The organism is Sphaerotilus mobilis (genome assembly GCF_004216565.1).
Taxonomy (GTDB): Bacteria; Pseudomonadota; Gammaproteobacteria; order Burkholderiales; family Burkholderiaceae_C; genus Sphaerotilus; species Sphaerotilus mobilis.
This window is the reverse complement of record NZ_SGWV01000010.1, coordinates 636,927-651,810: the sequence shown is the minus strand read 5'-3', so window position 1 is coordinate 651,810 and position 14,884 is coordinate 636,927. Positions and strand designations below refer to the sequence as shown.

The 14,884-nt window shown below is 65.9% G+C and carries 6 protein-coding genes; 1 reads left to right on the top strand and 5 read right to left on the bottom strand.

Annotated features, from left to right (window positions below):
• Window positions 1-99 precede the first annotated feature (99 nt).
• On the top strand, window positions 100-9,069 hold the full coding sequence (locus EV685_RS15220; protein ID WP_207224832.1) for a M10 family metallopeptidase C-terminal domain-containing protein: 8,970 nt from the start codon (window positions 100-102) through the stop codon (window positions 9,067-9,069).
• 47 nt (window positions 9,070-9,116) lie between these two features.
• Here EV685_RS15220 and xylB read toward each other — a convergent pair whose 3' ends face one another.
• From xylB to EV685_RS15195, 5 genes are all read right to left on the bottom strand, one after another.
• The gene (xylB, locus tag EV685_RS15215) at window positions 9,117-10,583 is read right to left on the bottom strand and encodes a xylulokinase (protein WP_130482869.1); all 1,467 of its coding nucleotides are present in this window, start codon (window positions 10,581-10,583) and stop codon (window positions 9,117-9,119) included.
• Window positions 10,584-10,615: 32 nt separating this feature from the next.
• The gene (locus EV685_RS15210) at window positions 10,616-11,542 is read right to left on the bottom strand and encodes an AraC family transcriptional regulator (protein ID WP_130482868.1); all 927 of its coding nucleotides are present in this window, start codon (window positions 11,540-11,542) and stop codon (window positions 10,616-10,618) included.
• 62 nt (window positions 11,543-11,604) lie between these two features.
• On the bottom strand, window positions 11,605-12,993 hold the full coding sequence (dalD, locus tag EV685_RS15205; protein WP_207224831.1) for a D-arabinitol 4-dehydrogenase: 1,389 nt from the start codon (window positions 12,991-12,993) through the stop codon (window positions 11,605-11,607).
• A gap of 76 nt (window positions 12,994-13,069) precedes the next feature.
• Window positions 13,070-13,798, bottom strand: coding sequence for an SDR family oxidoreductase (locus EV685_RS15200; protein ID WP_130482867.1), 729 nt, complete (start codon window positions 13,796-13,798; stop codon window positions 13,070-13,072).
• Window positions 13,799-13,812: 14 nt separating this feature from the next.
• Complete coding sequence (locus EV685_RS15195) at window positions 13,813-14,844, bottom strand: ABC transporter ATP-binding protein (protein ID WP_130482866.1); 1,032 nt, start codon at window positions 14,842-14,844, stop codon at window positions 13,813-13,815.
• Window positions 14,845-14,884: the final 40 nt, after the last annotated feature.

The window sequence follows — 14,884 nt, the reverse complement described above, 5'->3', positions numbered from 1 at the left end:
GTTGAATCGAAGACCTCGGCAGCGACGAGCGCCGTCGCAAACATCAACGACTTGCCTAGCGGCAGCGTCACGATCAGCGGCGAGGCGAAGCAAGGCCAGATGCTGACCGCAACCAACAACCTGACTGACGCCGACGGCCTGGGCAGCGTCAGCTACCAATGGTTCGCCAACGACGTCGCCATCGACGGCGCGATCGGTGACAGCTACACGCTCACGCAAGACCAAGTTGGCAAGGCCATCAAGGTCCGCGCGAGCTACACCGACGGTGGCGGCACCGTTGAGTCGAAGACCTCGGCCGTGACGAGCGTCGTCGCCAACCTCAACGACCTGCCCAGCGGCAGCGTGACGATCAGCGGCGAGGCGAAGCAAGGACAGACGCTGCGGGCGTCGAACAACCTTTCGGACCTCGACGGCCTCGGCACCATCAGCTACCAATGGCTCGCGAACGACATCGCCATCGACGGCGCGATCGGTGAGAGCTACACGCTCACGCAAGACCAAGTTGGCAAGGCCATCAAGGTCCGCGCGAGCTACACCGACGGTGGCGGCACCGTTGAGTCGAAGACCTCGACTGCGACGAGCGTCGTCGCCAACCTCAACGACCTGCCCAGCGGCAGCGTGACGATCAGCGGCACGGCCACGCAAGGCCAGATGCTGACGGCGTCGAACGATCTGTCGGATGCCGACGGCCTCGGCACGATCAGCTACCAATGGCTGGCGAACGACGTCGCCATCGATGGGGCGACCGGAGACAGCTACCGACTGACCCAAGACCAGGTCGGCAAGCTCATCTCAGTTCGTGCGAGTTACACCGATGTCGGGGGCACAACCGAGCTTGTGAGCAGCCTGGTCACAGCAGCGGTGGTGGATGTGAACGATGCTCCCACGGCGGTGACGCTGACCAGCGTGTTGCCAAACGCCAAACTGGCGCAAAACACGCCCAACACCGAGCGCATCAAACTGGCCGATGTGGCGGTGACAGATGACAGCCTGGGCACCAACACCTTCAGTTTGGAGGGTGCAGATAGTGCCAGTTTTGAGGTTGATGCGACCGGTTTGTATTTGAAGGCAAATGCTGGCTTAAACGCCGCGCTCAAGACCACCTACGCCGTCACGGTGAAGGTGAACGATGCAGGTTTGCCAGATGCGTCGCCCGTGAGTTCAGCATTCAGCTTGACGGTGACACCGCCCGTGCCGATGCCATCGTTTCGCTTGTTGAGCGATGCAGGCCAAAGCAATTTGGATGGACTGAGCACGCAAGGCACTGTGCTGGTGGCAGATGTTGCCGCTGGAAACACGTGGCAGTTTTCAATTGATGGTGGCGTGACTTGGCAAGACGGCACGGGTGATCGATTTGAGCTGCCCGAGGGTGATTGCGCCATAGACAGTATTCAAGTGCGGCAGATCGATGCGGCCACGGGTAACTTTGGGCCTGTTGCTAAAAACTCAAAACTCCCCGATGCCTTGCTGCTCTCCCTAAATGTGAACGGAGAAATTTTTGCATTTTGGGATAAGAGTGGGGACAAGAAGGTCGGAGCGAGCGGATCTCCCGATACATCGAACTTGACAGAGTTGGCGACCACGTTGGGCATTACTGGCGCCGTGAGTGATACCAATCGCACGGGTCTGCTGGATGGCAAATTGCTTGCTATTCCTACTCTTGGTAATGCATCGTTGCCAACCGCATCGGCAGCTGTGACCTTGGCGCCAGATTCTGTTTTGGGTACAGATGGTTTGGCTGGATTGTGGGACTTTGTGAATGGTGTCGGCAATACATCGAGGGGTGTGCCAGCGGGTTGGTTCAGCAGCAACTATGTGACGGTGACGAAAGTCGGTGACTCGTATGTCAAGCTGAATTTGGGTAGCGGTGAAGCCAGTGTGGGCAACTCTGGCTACGTGGCCTTGCAAGTGCGCACGCCGTCAGCGGTGTCGATCGACAAGACCGCGCCGGTGGTGAGTTCCGTGACGGTCGACAACGCATCGGGTGAAGCTGGGCCTTGGGCTGCTGGCGAAGTGGTGCGTGTGAGTGTGGCTTTGTCTGAGGTGGTTTATGTTTCAGGCTTGCCTAAGTTGACCTTGCGCATTGGTAGCCAAGATGTGGATGCGTTTTACGTGTCGGGCTCGGGCACCAAAACGCTGCAGTTTGAGATAGCCTTGCCCACGGGGCTGGCCGATTTGGATGGCATCAGCATTGCTGCGGATGCTTTGAAAAACTGGGGTGGCGATATTCAGGACAAGGCCGGTACATCGGCCAACTTGGCGCTGCCTGCCGTTGACAACAACTTGAGCTGGACGGTGGACTCCCGCGTGCCGGATGCACCGGTGTTGCGTTTGTTGTCAGACACGGGTGAGAGCAACGTGGATGGCGTTACCAGCAACGGCACGGTGAAGGTCTCGGGCTTGTTGGCAGATGGTCGATGGGAATATTCCACGAACGCTGGCACGAACTGGCAGACGGGTTCCGGCGATCAGTGGGTGCTGCCTGCGGGGACTTATGCAGCAGGCCAGATTCAGGCGCGTCAATACGACGCCAGCGGACGCGTGTCTGCGGTGCAGACGGCGTTTGAACGCGCACCGCTGAACTTGTCGATGGACCGCATTTCTGACGACGACGCCGTGCAGTGGACGCAGGCGACCACCATCAGTGGCCATGCCGCAGCGCATGCCCATGTGGCCCTGAGTTGGGGTTCTCTGAGTACCGAGGTGCAAGCCGACGAGACCGGGCGCTGGCAGTGGGACTTGTCTGCCGATCAGTTGCAGCTTGTGGGACAAGGTGTGCAAAGTGTCTTGGCCAACGTGGAGGGTTGGTCGGTTCACCGCGATGTGTGGGTGACGGGTGCGATGCCCAACCGCATCAATGAATGGGCGGGCGATGAGCTGCGGGTGCGGTTTTACACATCTGCCAGCATTGACAGCTTGATTTCCAAGTACGCCACTGAGTTGCAGTCCATGGATGGTGTGGGCCCGCGCTATGGCGGCACGATAGGTTTGAGTGACCAGAGTTGGCGTACTCTGGCCCAAAAAGGTTTGTCTTTGCCATTTTTGTTCCAGTTTTCTGGCGATGTGCGCACTGGTGGCAGCATGGCCGATGGCAGTGTGACCGACGCGTTCTTGGCCAAGCTCTACGACCAAATTTATACACAAGTGGAGTCGGTGCTGACCAATCCGCTGAAGAACAGTGTGGTCAGCAATTGGTACGCTTATGAGGAAGCGCGCGATTTCCGCACCGCCGATCTGCGTTCGGCTAACACGGTGCTGAAGGCTATACGTGATGCAGAGGAGGCCTACGGGGCTCCAGCCAGACCTTTTGAGCAGTATCAACCCAACCATGTCGAGATCGCACGCTTAGACGCCTTTGACGGCGTGTTTGATGTGATCGAGAAGGGCGCTTACGTACAGGTCGGTGATTCGACGATATATACCAAGATATTGGAAGCCAGTCGGATGTTGGTGCAGGCGTCTCGTTCAGACACGTCTGCGACAAGCAAGAACACAGGTGCAGTGGGCACAGAGTTCACGCCGCAGTTGTCTTTGGCCGCTTACGACCCGATGTCAGGTGTAGATGCGGCGCAGTATCAATCGGGTTTGCGGGTGGGCTATTACTTGGCTTTGTCGCAAGGTATCCAAGGGCTCAATATTTGGAGTTACGAGACTCGCGCGGCGACCTTCAAAACGGATGGGTCATTGAAAGAAGCGGGGTTGACCAACAGTTCGCCCAACCTTTGGCGTGACGAATTATTCAAGACCTATGCCTCGTTAGGTAAAGAGCTCAATGCGTACGAGCCCGAACTGGGCAAGGCCATTGCCCGAGGTTTGTGGATGGACCCCGCCGCTAGCACGGGCAAGCCGGTGAGCTTCAGCGCTGTTTCGGGCACGGTGGAAGGTGGTAGTTTTTTCATCAACGGTTCGCAGTATTTGATTTTGGTGAACACAAGCGCGGCTGACAGTGCATCGGTGCAGTTGACGCGCAACGATGCCGACTACACCTTGTGGCAAGAGGTGCTCAAGAGCGCCACGAGCGGTGTGCTCAGCGATGGAACAAAAGGCAGTTGGGCGAACTTGGGTGCGACACAAGAGTTGCAGCTGGCGGCCAACTCGGTGCGCATCATTCGGGTGACCGACCCCACTGGTTTGGGTGTTGCTGATGGCCTGCCTTTGGTCGTGGAGGACACCAACGCCGCGCCGCAGTTCATCAACCTGCCAACAGGTACCCAACAGGTCGTGGCGGGTGTGGCCACGGACTTGCGCGACGTTGGCGTCGCCGATGCGGACGGCGACGACGTGCCGTTGACCCTGACGCTGTCGGCCAGCAACGGGACACTGACTGGTTTGACGGATGCCGACGCCGGTGCGCCAGGCGTGCAGCTGCGGGGCACGGCCAGCCAGATCAGCGATGCGCTGGCGTTGGTTCGCTACACGGCTGACGCCGCAGGCGGTGCCGACGTGGTGCTCAGTTTGAGCGATGGGCGAGTCACCACGTCCAGCACCTACCGCGTGCAGGCGCTCAACGCCAGCTCGGGCTTGGCCTTGAGCGTGGCCTTGGCCAACGACACGTTTGCCACCGGCATCGACGGCTTGCCGGTGCGGGCCGATGACGGCCGCGACGGGATCACCCGCGGCCATGCCTGGGCCCTGCACGGCAAGGCCGATCCGGCGCTGGGCGTCGTGACGATCCTTGATGGCGAGACCGTGCTGGGCACGGCCACACCCCAGGCGGGCACGGGGGTGTGGAGCTTCTCGGCCAGCACGCTGACCGTGGCGGGCACCAGCAGGGCGGACGGCAGCTATCGGCAGATCAGTGACCCGGCGGTGTTGGCCAGCTTGGGCACCTCAGGCGTCTTGGCCGCCAACTTTGGCGGCGCGACGCTCGACAAGTCGCGCGCCATCTACAAGGCCACCCTGTCCGGGCAGGACTGGTATGTCTGGGCCAGCGTGCAGGGCGGCTACCGGATCACCGGCGTGTGGGACGCGAGCCAGTGGTATGCGGCGAGCGCGGTCGATGCCAGCGCGGCCAATCCGGACGATGTCACGGCCTGGACCTTGCGCACCAGCAACACGGCCAGTGGCGGTGCCAGCGTCACGTTGACGCTGTCGGCCAGCCACTCCTTTGCCGAAGGCGAACACGCCATCACCGTCACGCAGAAGACGGCCGATGACCCTGTTTATGCCCACCAGTCGCTGACGCTGACCCGTGACAGCACGCCGGACCAGCCTCCCCACATACAGCAGGCCCTGACGGACGATGGTGAGCTGTCGAGCGCGGGGCGCACCCGCGACCGGTCGGTCGTGCTGAACGGCACGGCGCCGGCCGACGTGATCGTCCGGGTCCATGACGGCGCCACCTTCATTGGCCAGACGCGCGCCGATGCCTCCGGGCACTGGGCGCTGGCACCCGCCGACTTCAGCGCGCGCACGCACACCTTGCGTGCCACCAGCGTGGATGCCGCCGGCAATGAGTCGGCCGCCGGGGCTGATTTCGAGCTCACGGTCGAGGGCAGCAACATCACTGGCATCAGCAGTGCGCAAGACCGGTCGCATGCCTATGTGCAAGGCGACAAGGTGCAGATCGTGCTGTGGCTGGACGATGCCATCACCTTGAACGGCCTGTCGTGGAGCACCCGCCCGTCGATCCAGCTGGAGATTGGTGGGCAGACACGCACCGCCCACCTCTTTGGCGTCGACCCCAACTTGGCCCGCCATTCATTGGCTTTCGAGTACACGCTGAGCGCCAGCGACGTTGATGCCGATGGCGTCCGGGTGGTGGCCGACAGCCTGGCGCTGAATGGTTCGACGCCCGTTCTTGTGAGTCAGGGCCAGACGGCCAACTTGCAGTTGCAGGGCAGCTGGCTCGATGACTTCATCGACGCATCGGCCGACGGGGCGCAACGGGCGGCCTTCGGCCCGACGGCCGTCGAGCCCACGGTGGGCGTGGCCCTGACGTCAGACCATGGCAATGCTTATCTCAACGGCATGTTGGGCCCGGCCAAATGGGGTGTGCCCGCCAACGGCACGCTGACCTACTACCTGGTCACCGGCTATGACCGGGGCTATGGCACCCGCCCCGTCGAATGGACCGACGAAGCCCGCGCGGCCTTGCGGGCGACCTTCCAGAACGTCACCGATGTCACCGGCATCCAGTTCCGCGAGGTTCACAACCAGGCCCAGGCCAATTTTGTCGAGACCTTGGTGCCCAGCAGCGTCTCGCCCACGGCGGCGATGCAGAGCAGCCTCGGCGTGGGCAACGGGCAAAGCACGGGCTTCTATTCGGAGTCCCGCGGCATCACCACCGCCTTGTCCAGCCTGCGGACCCTGGCCGATGTGTCGGGGCCGTCAGGCTATGCGGTGCTGGTCCACGAACTGGGTCACGGGCTGGGGCTGAAGCACCCCTTCGACACCAGCGAAGGCGACGCCTTCCCAGGTATCACGGCGAGCAACCCCAGCCAGGCCCACTTCGGCCTGAACAACCTGGCCTACTCGGTCGAGTCCTACACATCGCAGCTGCTGCTGGACGAGCTGGGGCTGGTGATCTGGTCGGTCAACCAGACGTCCTTCGCGGCCTTCGACATCGCGGCCCTGCAGCAGATGTACGGCCGCAACATGAGCACCCGCACTGGCGACGATGTCTACCTGCTGACCGATGCCAGCCTGACCAGCGTCTGGGACGCTGGCGGTCACGACACCTTCAGCGCGGCAGCGGCCACCAAGGGTGCCGTCATCGACCTGCGTGCGGCCACGCTGAGGGCGGAGGTGGGTGGCGGGGGCTACATCAGCACCGTGCGCGATGCAGCGCGCGAGTTTCGGGTCGGTGGCCAGCTCAAGACCTACGACCAGTCGCTCAACCCGGTCACGATTGCCCATGGCGTGGTGATCGAGTCCGCGATCGGCAGCGCTCATGACGACCGCATCACCGGCAACACGGCCGACAACACCCTGACCGGCGGCGCTGGCAACGACCGCTTCGTCTGGGTGGCCGGTGATGCGGGGCGCGATGGGGTGACCGACTTCTCCTTCGAACCGACCGCCACCGGCTTTGTCGGCGATCGGCTGGACGTGTCGGGCCTGCTGCAAGCGGTGACCGGTGTGGCGGCTGGCGGCGAGGTTGACCTGACGGCGCATCTGGCCCTCACGTCCACCGGCGCGGCCGGTGCGGATGCCTTGCTCACCGTGCGTCGGGCCGATGGCACTGCGGTGCAGGACATCGTGCTGAGCGATGCCTGGGACCGCCTGGCGGGCCTGGGCATCACGCAGCTGCACGACCTCGGCGTGCTGGTGACGGGGCTGGTCCATGTGCCGGCCGTCATCGAGCCGATCGACACGGCCTTGCCGGATTGGTTGACGGACGCGGCCTATGCGGTCGACGTCACGGGCCTGAGCGTCCTCCACCCCAGCATGGGCATGGCCAGCCTGATCAGCAACGATGCGATCGGCTCTGGCCTGCATCCGGCGCAGACCCAGGCGTCTTGGTTGCCGATGAACTCCGGCAACACCACCCGTTCGACCGCCAGCAGCGCCTCGCCCGCCCTGCAGCTGAGCTACGCCTTCCAGGGCCCCGGCGCGCGGTACAAGGACAACGAAGGCGTCGAACATGCCGTGCAGGCGGGCATGGCCTACACCGATGGCGAGAAGGACTTCGTGCGCTCGGTGTTCGCCAACTTCGCGTCGTTCACGAATGTCCAGTTCAGCGAGATCGCCTCCCAGGCCTACGCCACCGGCGGTGGCGGCGGGGCCGATCTGCGTCTGTTCAAGGGCACGGCGGACGAATACGGCGTGGACGCCAACGTCATGGGCTTTGCCGTCCAGCCCGCCCAGCTCGATGCCCGGCGGGTGGAGGCGTGTGGGGACTTCTTCCTCGTCACCGATTCATCGGCCTATCCCGCCCAGAACGCCTTCGGCTTCGCCTATGGATCCGAGAAGACCACGGTGTCGCACGAGCTGGGGCACGCCATGGGTCTGGACCATCCGTTTGCGAACTCGGCGGTCAGCCCGTTCGGCTGGTACGGCGACACCCGCGCCGATGTCGTGGCGGCCAATCAGCTGGGGGTGGTCACCGGCGGCAGCTACGACACGCCGTTGACGGACACGCCGCAGGAAACCCTGATGACGTACCACTCGCCGTTCACGCTGATCCGCGGCGTCTCCCATTCCTTGATCGCCGAACAGTGCGAGGTCTACACCCCCTGGAAGGCTGGCGTCCACGACATCGCCGCGTTGCAGCACCTGTACGGGGCCAACATGAGCCACCACGACGGCCCCACCACCTACCGCTACGACAGCGACACGCCGGTGTTCGACACGATCTGGGATGCCAAGGGTCAGGACACCTTGCAGCAGGTCGGCAACGAGCCGGCCGTGATCGACCTGCGCGGCGGCGAGCACATGAGCCGCATGGGCCTGTTCAGCGACGCCAAGTACGTCTTCTCGCAAGCGGTCATGGAGGCCGATGCCACGAGCAGCATCCGCGCCGCCTACCCCGGCTGGACCGCCCGGGTCGCGGACCTGCGGGCGGTCTACACGGACGAGAGCGGCGAACACGCGGTGGGGCGTCTGTCCTCGACCGCCGTCGACGGTGACACCCGCTGGACCTATCTGACCGACCCGACCATGCCGGCGGGGTCTGCGGTGGAACTGAAGGCCACCTTCCACTTCCTCGAAGAGGGCACCGCGGTCGCGGGTGCTCCTGCCACCCTGGCAAGGCTGTCGGGCATCGGCGTGCCCGATCCCTCCATGGCGTTCAACGTCGGCATCGCCTTCGGCGTGGTGATCGAGAACGCCATCGGCGGCGAGGGCAAGGACCTCGTCTGGGGCAACGAGGCCGCCAACCGCATCACGCTGGGCGGTGGCGCGGACACGCTGGCCTATGACCGCGTGGCGGCCATCCGTGGCGATGTCGTCACCGACTTCGGCAGCGAGGACAGGCTGGACCTGACGGCGCTGGGCCCCCTGGACCGCAGCCTGCTGGACTGGGATGCCACGACCCGCACGCTGCAGTTCACCGGTGCCGAACAAGCCTGGGCGCTGACCCTGCAGGGCAGCGGCGTGTTTCAGCTCGGTCAGGTGTTGACGGGCTGAGCGGCTGACCAGCTGACCGGCTGACCACTTGTTCGGCCGTCACCGGCTCACGCCTTGAACTCGTCCTTCAAGACCGCATAGAGCCGCTGGAACCGCGCATGCCGCGCCAGCAGCGCGGGCCGGGCGGCGGCATCGGGCGCGAACACGCGGGCGACCGGTGGGGCGGTGCAGACCTCGGCGACGCTGCCGCCGTCGGCCAGCCAGGCGAGCCTGGCGGCACCCAGCGCGCCGCCGGCTTCGCCGCCTTCGCGGGTGAGCATGGGCACGCCGATCGCGTCGGCCAGCAACTGGGCCCACAAGGGACTGCGGGCGCCGCCGCCGACCAGCGTCAGCGCCGTGACCTCGCCCGGCTGCACGCCCAGGCTGTGCCAGCCGTCGAGCAGGCCGAAGGTGACGCCTTCGAGCACCGACCAGGCCAGCACGGCCGCATCGGTCTCGTTGCCCAGGCCGAAGAACACGCCCTGCGCCTGCGGGTCGTTGTGCGGCGTGCGCTCGCCGTTGAGGTAGGGCAGGAAGATCGGCGCGCGCGCCCGCTGCTCGGCGTTCAGCCGGGCGACCGGCGCGAGCATGTCGCCGACGCTGGCCGCGCCGAGCAGCTTCTGCAGCCAGCTCAGGCCGTTGGCGGCGCTGAGCATCACGCTCATCTGGTGCCACTGGCCCGGCAGGGCGTGGCAGAACGCGTGCATGGCCTGGGCGGGGTTGGGTCGGAAACGGTCGCTGCTCAGGAAGATCACGCCCGAGGTGCCCAGCGAGACAAAGCCCTCGCCCGGCCGTACCGCGCCGATGCCGACCGCGCTGGCGGCGTTGTCGCCACCACCGCCAGCCACCGGGATGCCCGGCGTCAGGCCCCAGCGCGCCGCGAGTTCGGGCTTCAGGAAGGCCGACACGGCACTGCCTTCGACCAGCCGGGGCATGTGGCTGCGGTCCAGGCCGCAGGCCGCCAGCACGGTGTCGGACCAGTCGCGTGCGCCGACGTCCAGCCACAGCGTGCCGGCCGCGTCGCTCATCTCGCTGACCGCCTCGCCGGTCAGCTTCAGGCGCAGCCAGTCCTTGGGCAGCAGCACGCGGCGGGTCTGGTCGAAGGTCTCGCGCTCATGCTCGCGCACCCACAGCAGCTTCGGCGCCGTGAAGCCGGGCATGGCCAGGTTGCCGGTGATGGCGTGCAGATCCGGGCAGGCGGCTTCCAGCGCCGTGCACTGCGCGGCGCTGCGGCCGTCGTTCCAGAGGATGGCCGGGCGCAGCACCTCGTCATGGCCGTCGAGCAGCACCGCGCCGTGCATCTGGCCGGACAGGCCGATGGCGCGTACCGCCGCCATGGCCGGGCCGTGTTCGGCGGCCAGACGCTGCAGGGCGCGGTCGGTGGCGTCCCACCATTGCGACGGCGACTGTTCGCTCCACAGCGCTTGCGGCCGCTGCACGGTCAAGGCCTCGCCGGTGGTGGCGACGATCTGGTGCAGCGCGTCGAGCAGCAGCAGCTTGACTTCGGAGGTGCCGAGGTCGATGCCGAGGTACATGAAAACTCCGGGTGGGAATGCCAGGCTCAGGCTCAGACGGACGCGCCGCTGAAGCGCTTCTCCGACTGCTTGCGGAAATCGCTCGGCGTCATGCCCTTGATCTCCAGGAAGCGGCGGTTGAAGTTGGCGACGTTGTTGAAGCCGACCTCGTAGCAGATGTGCGTGATCAGCCGGTCGCTTTCCATCAGCAGCTGGCAGGCGCGGTTGATGCGCACACGGTTGACGAAGTCGGTGAAGGTGTTGCCGGTGGCGCGGCGGAAGAAGCGGCTGAAGCTGCTCTCGCTCATGCCCAGTTCGGTGGCGATGTCGGACGCACTGATGGGCTGGGCGAGGTTCTCGGTCAGGCGCATCACGACCGCGTCGATGCGGTCCAGCGAGGTGTCGTCGTCGTCGCTCTGCAGCTGCACGTTCGACAGCAGCCGGTAGTCGGTGCTGGCGGCCAGGTCACACAGGAACTCGCAGAAGGCGGTGAAGCGGCGCAGGCCGCGGGTGCCCTTGACGCGGTGCCAGTGCGCCGCGCCGCGCTCGCCCAGGCCGAAGAACTCGATGCCGTGCTTGGCGCGCTCCAGCAGCGGCAGCACCTCGCCGAGTTCGGGGATGGTCGCGGCGGCCTGCACCAGCGGGTCGTGGTTGAACTGGATGACCAGGTCACGCTCGGCCACACCGCCGTCGGGCATGTCCATCGAGACCCAGTTGTGCGGCAGGCGCGGGCCGGTCAGCACGAGGTGGCCGGGCTGGAACTGGCCGATCCAGTCGCCCACGAAGACCTTGCCCGAGGTCGAGGTGATCAGGTGCAGCTCGTACTCGTCGTGGTAGTGCCAGCGCGCCAGCGGCGTCGGGAAGCCGTGCGACAGGCAACGCACAAAACCCACGTCGGACGGGTGCTCATAGCCCAGTTCGGGCGAGCGGGCGTACTCGTGTTCCAGCTCGGGCTTGATCTGGCGAGGGCGGGCGGTCATGGGGCAGCTCCGGGATCGGTTCCTGGGCCGATGCGCCATCCGCATCGGCGACAGGCCCGAGCTTAGTGCCGGTGCGCGGCGACGAAGGCGTTGACGCGCGTGAAGGCTGCACGCAGCGCGTCGACCAGCCGCGCATCGCCGGCCAGGTCGCCCCACAGCACCGGGTCGGCCGCATAGGCTGCAACCGGGTCGTCGGCTGCGCAAATGGCGTGTGCCACCGCCGGGTCCATGGCCTGGTCCTGGTAGGTGTAGGCGATGCCGCCGCGGTGCCAGACCTGCAGATAGGCCAGGAACAGCGCCGGCAGCATGGCGACGCTGTCGAAGCGGCGGCCTCGTGCGAGGTTGTCGCGGATGGTGGGCGCGATCATCCCGGGGATCTTGCTGAAGGCGTCCATCGCGACACGCTGGTTGGTGTCGGCGATCGCCGGGTTGCCGAAGCGGTCGAGCACCACGTCGCGGTACTTGGGCAGGTCCAGCGGCGAAGGGGTCAGCACCGGGATCGCGTCATCGGTGACGTAGTCATGGGCCATCTGGCGGATCACCGGGTCCAGCGTGCCCTCGTGGATGAATGTGTAGCCCACCAGCGTGCCGGCCCAGGCGATGCAGCTGTGCGTGGCGTTGAGCAGGCGGATCTTGGCTTCCTCGTAGGCCTGCACCGAGGCCACCATCTCGCCGCCGACCCGTTCCCAGGCCGGCCGACCGGCGATGAACTGGTCCTCGATGACCCACTGGATGAAGCTCTCGCCCATCAGCGCCGCCGCGTCATCGACGCCGGTGGCGGCGAGCACGCGCTCGCGCACGGCCGCTGTCGGGCGTGGCGTGATGCGGTCGACCATGGCGTTCGGGCTGGTTGTGTGCGCCTGCACCCAGGCCAGCAGGGCGCTGTCGCCGACGTGTTCGATGAACTGCAGCAGGCCGCTGCGCGAACGGTCGCCGTTGTGGCGCAGGTTGTCGCAGTTCAGCAGCGTGACCGGCCCGGCCCCGCTGGCCATGCGTGCGCGCAGGATGGCGGTCAGCGCGCCGTAGATCGTCGCGCCCGGCTTGCCCTCGCGGGCCAGCGCCAGGTCGGTGCGCAGATCGGCATAGGTGTCGAGGTCGAGGCGGTTCTGCGCGTCGATGTAGTAGCCGGCCTCGGTGACCGTGAAGGAGATGACCTTCGTGGCCGGCGCGGCGCCTTGTGCGATCAGGCCGGACAGGTCGGCGCTGTAGGGGATGACCTGGCGGATGGACGAGATGCGCTCGTAGACATGTTCGCCCTGCGGCGAGATGGTCTCCAGCGTGTAGGCACCGCCGCTGGCCTGCAGCGCAGCGATGGTCTCGGCCATGTCGGGCCGGGTGTTGCCACCGGCCAGCACCCAGGTCGTGTCGCCCAGGTCATGCAGGCGCTGCAGATAGACGGCCTGGTGGGCGCGGTGGAAGGAACCGAGGCCGATGTGGAGGATGACGTTCATGGCAGTGTCCTGTCTGCAGATCTCGGGTGTCACAGGTGTCTCGGGGGTCTCAGGGGTCTCGGGGGTCTCACGGGTCTCAGAGGTCAAAATTCGTCGGCATCATGACCACGTCCCGGATCGTCATGCCACGCGGACGGGTCAGCATGAAGAGGATGACCTCGGCGACCTCGCTCGGGTCGAGCAGGCTGCCGCTGGCGCGGGCCTCGGCCAGCTTGTCGGCCGGCCAGTCGGCCAGCAGCGCGGTGATGACCGGGCCGGGCGAGATCGAGCCGACCCGCAGGCCGTGCTTGAAGACCTGCCGGCGCGTGGTCTGCACAAAGCAGTCGATGGCCCATTTCGAGGCCGCGTAGACGGGCTCCCACGGCGTCGGGTAGTGGGCGGCCAGCGAGCTGGTGACGATGACGTCGCCGCGACCGCGCTCGATCATCGGCAGCAGCGCGGCACGCACGTTCTTCATCACCACCGAGACGTTGAGCTGGATCATCCGGTCGATCGCGGCCGGGTCGGCATCGACCAGGTCACCGCCGACATAGGTGCCGGCGTTGGCATGCAGGATGTCCAGTTGCCCGCAGCGCGCGAGCACCTGCGGCACCAGCGTCTCGCAGGCGGCCGCATCGAGCAGGTCGATCACCAGTGGCAGGGCGGCCGGGCCGAGGCGCTCGCACAGGGGCGCGAGCGCACGCGCGTCGCGATCGGCCAGCACGACGGTGGCACCGGCGCGCAGCATCGCCTCGGTGCTGGCCAGGCCGATGCCGGAGGCGGCGCCGGTGACCAGCGCAATCTGGCCTTGGAGGGGCAGGGTCATGGACGGCTCCGGGTTCAAGGCAGGCGTGCGGCACGGCCCTGCGCATCGAAGCGATGGGCGTTGCCGGCGTTGATGGCGATGGCGACGCGGTCGCCGCTGTGCAGGGTGCTGCGGCTGGCCAGCCGCGAGACCAGCTGCGCGCCGGCATCGGTGGCGACGTAGATCAGCGTCTCCGCGCCGAGCGCCTCGACCAGGCGGACGGTGCCGGGCACGGTGCCCGGTGTGGCCTCGGCTGCGGGGGTCAGCGTGACGTCCTCGGGCCGCAAGCCGACGAAGCCACCGGCCGGCACGTGGGGAACGGTCGGCACCTGCGCGCCTTCGACCACGTTCATCTGCGGCGAGCCGATGAACTGCGCGACGAACTGGTTGGCCGGGCGGTCATAGAGCTCCAGCGGCGTGCCGACCTGCTCGATCAGGCCGTCGCGCAGCACGACGATGCGGTCGGCCAGCGTCATCGCCTCGACCTGATCGTGTGTCACGTAGATCGTGGTCGCGCCGAGGTCGCGGTGCAACTGGGCGATCTCGATGCGGGTCTGGCCGCGCAGCGCCGCGTCCAGGTTGGACAGCGGCTCGTCGAACAGGAAGACCTTGGGGGCGCGCACGATCGCGCGGCCGATGGCCACACGCTGACGCTGGCCGCCCGACAGCTCCTTGGGCGTGCGCTGCAGATAGGGCGTCAGGTTGAGGATCTTCGCGGCCCGATCGACCTTGTCGCGGATCGTGGCCTCGTCGACCTTGGCCAGCTTGAGCGCGAAGCTCATGTTCTCGTAGACGCTCATGTGCGGGTAGAGCGCGTAGCTCTGGAACACCATCGCGAGGTCGCGCTTGGAAGACGGCAGGTGCGTGATGTCGCGCCCGTCGAGCACCAGCTTGCCGCCGTCGATGTGTTCAAGCCCGGCGATCAGCCGCAGCAGCGTCGACTTGCCGCAGCCCGAAGGGCCGACGAACACGACGAACTCGCCCTGGTTGATCGTCAGGTCCACGCCCTTGATCGCGCGGTGGCTGCCGAAGAACTTCTCGATGCCCTGGAGTTGAAGGTAGGCCATGTGGGATGACTCCTGAATCGGTGTGTCTTGTGTGCGTGTA